Source organism: Micromonospora sp. M51 (assembly GCF_018070305.1).
In the GTDB taxonomy this organism is placed as follows: domain Bacteria; phylum Actinomycetota; class Actinomycetes; order Mycobacteriales; family Micromonosporaceae; genus Micromonospora; species Micromonospora parva.
The window spans coordinates 1-1,591 of sequence record NZ_JAGPXZ010001059.1; the positions used below are offsets into that span (position 1 = coordinate 1).

2 protein-coding genes are annotated in these 1,591 nt (G+C 69.8%); both read right to left on the reverse strand.

Annotation, left to right across the window (positions count from 1 at the left end):
• Positions 1-113 precede the first annotated feature (113 nt).
• Positions 114-1,061, reverse strand: a complete 948-nt coding sequence (locus tag KBX53_RS32420) for a Gfo/Idh/MocA family protein (RefSeq protein ID WP_081883858.1) — start codon at positions 1,059-1,061, stop codon at positions 114-116.
• Positions 1,054-1,591 (reverse strand): DegT/DnrJ/EryC1/StrS aminotransferase family protein (locus KBX53_RS32425; protein WP_210863658.1); only part of this gene is annotated, 538 nt, incomplete at its 5' end. The genes KBX53_RS32425 and KBX53_RS32420, both read right to left, overlap by 8 nt.

A 1,591-nucleotide genomic window follows, 5' to 3' on the forward strand; every position in this document is an offset into this window, starting at 1 on the left:
GATGACCACGATGAAGTCCACGAAGTCGGGCATCGTGGTGATCGTCTTGCCGATCAGCCGGCTCTCGTTGTACGCCGGGACGACGGCGGCGATCTTCTGACCCTTGTACATGCTCAGCCGACCAGCGCGGTGTCGCGGATCTGCAGGCACACCTCGAGGGCGGCCAGGCCGTCTTCGCCGCTGACCACCGGTCGGCGGCGGTTGACGACGCAGTCGGCGAAGTGCCGCAGCTCGTGCATCAGCGGTTCGCCGTGCTGGGACAGGAAGGGGATCTCGACGCGGCCGCTCTGCCGGTAGCGCACGCCACCCTCGGAGAGGTACTCGGAGTGTTCGATGCGGTGCACCTCGACCTGCTGGCGCAGCAGGTCGGCGATGACGCAGTCGTTGCGCTGGGTGAGGGTGACGCGGCGGATCTTGTTCTGGCTGACCCGGCTCGCGGTGATGTTGGCGATCATGCCGTTTTCGAACATGAGCAGGGCGAACGCCAGGTCCTGCTCGGCGGAGCGGACGATCCGGGTCGCCGCGCGGTGCGCGACGATCTCCGAGCCGGCCACCGTGCGGGCCAGGTCGACGTCGTGGATCATCAGGTCCAGCAGGACGTCGGCGAGGGCGCGGTTGGAGAACGGGCCGACCCGGGTGATCTCCAACGACAGTGGGTCGTCCACCAGTTGCAGGAGTTCTGTCACCGCCGGGTTGAAGCGCTCGACGTGGCCGACCATCAGCACGCGGTCGTGCTTCTCGGCGAGGTCGATGAGGCTCCGCGCGTCGGCGACGGACGTCGCGATCGGCTTCTCGACGAGCAGGTCCCGGCCGCTGCGCAGGATGCGTGCGCCCAACTCGCCGTGCGTCTCGCTCGGGGTCGCCAGGACGACGGCGTCCACGCCGGCCAGCGCCTCGTCGAGGTCGGTCGTGTACTGCGCGCCGATGGCCTTGGCCAGGGTGGCGGCCCGCTGGGGGTCGGGGTCGCAGACGGAGGTGACGGTGACGTCCGGCGTGGAGAGGGCCACCCGGCCGTGGTTCGCGCCCATGATGCCCGCGCCGATGATCGCCAAATTAGGCATTGAACGCACCTCGTACGGCCTCGATCACCTGGTCGACGTCGTCGTTGGCCAGGTGCTGGTGGACAGGAAGGGAGAGCGCCTCCTCGGCGGCGCGCAGGGCACGAGGGGTGTCGTCCGTGCCGATCTGCGGGTGACCCACGTAGCAGTCGTAGTGGTGCATGAGGCGGGGGTAGTACAGACCGTAGCCGATCTGCCGCTCGTCGAGCCGCTTGCCGAGGTCGTCGCGGCTCAGTGGCGCGTCGGCGCCGATCCGCACCGTGTACTGGTGCCAGACGTGGCTGCGTCCCGCCGGCACCGACGGGGTGGTCAGACCGGGCAGGTCGGCGAGGCCGGCGGTCAGCTTCGCGGCGTTCTCGGCCCGACGGGCGGTGGTCTCGGCGAGCCGGCCGACCTGCGGCACGGCGATGGCCGCCTGTAGGTCGGTCAGTCGCCAGTTGTGCCCCGGCGCCTCGTACTGGTACCGCACCCGCATGCCCTGGTTGCGCAGCAGCCGCAGCCGGTCGGCGATGGCGTCGTCGGAGGTGGTGATC

What these genes read in the sequence shown, in the direction of transcription:
- KBX53_RS32420 (WP_081883858.1), bottom strand. Translation starts at nt 1,061, where the DNA reads ATGCCTAATTTGGCGATCATCGGCGCGGGCATCATGGGCGCGAACCAC.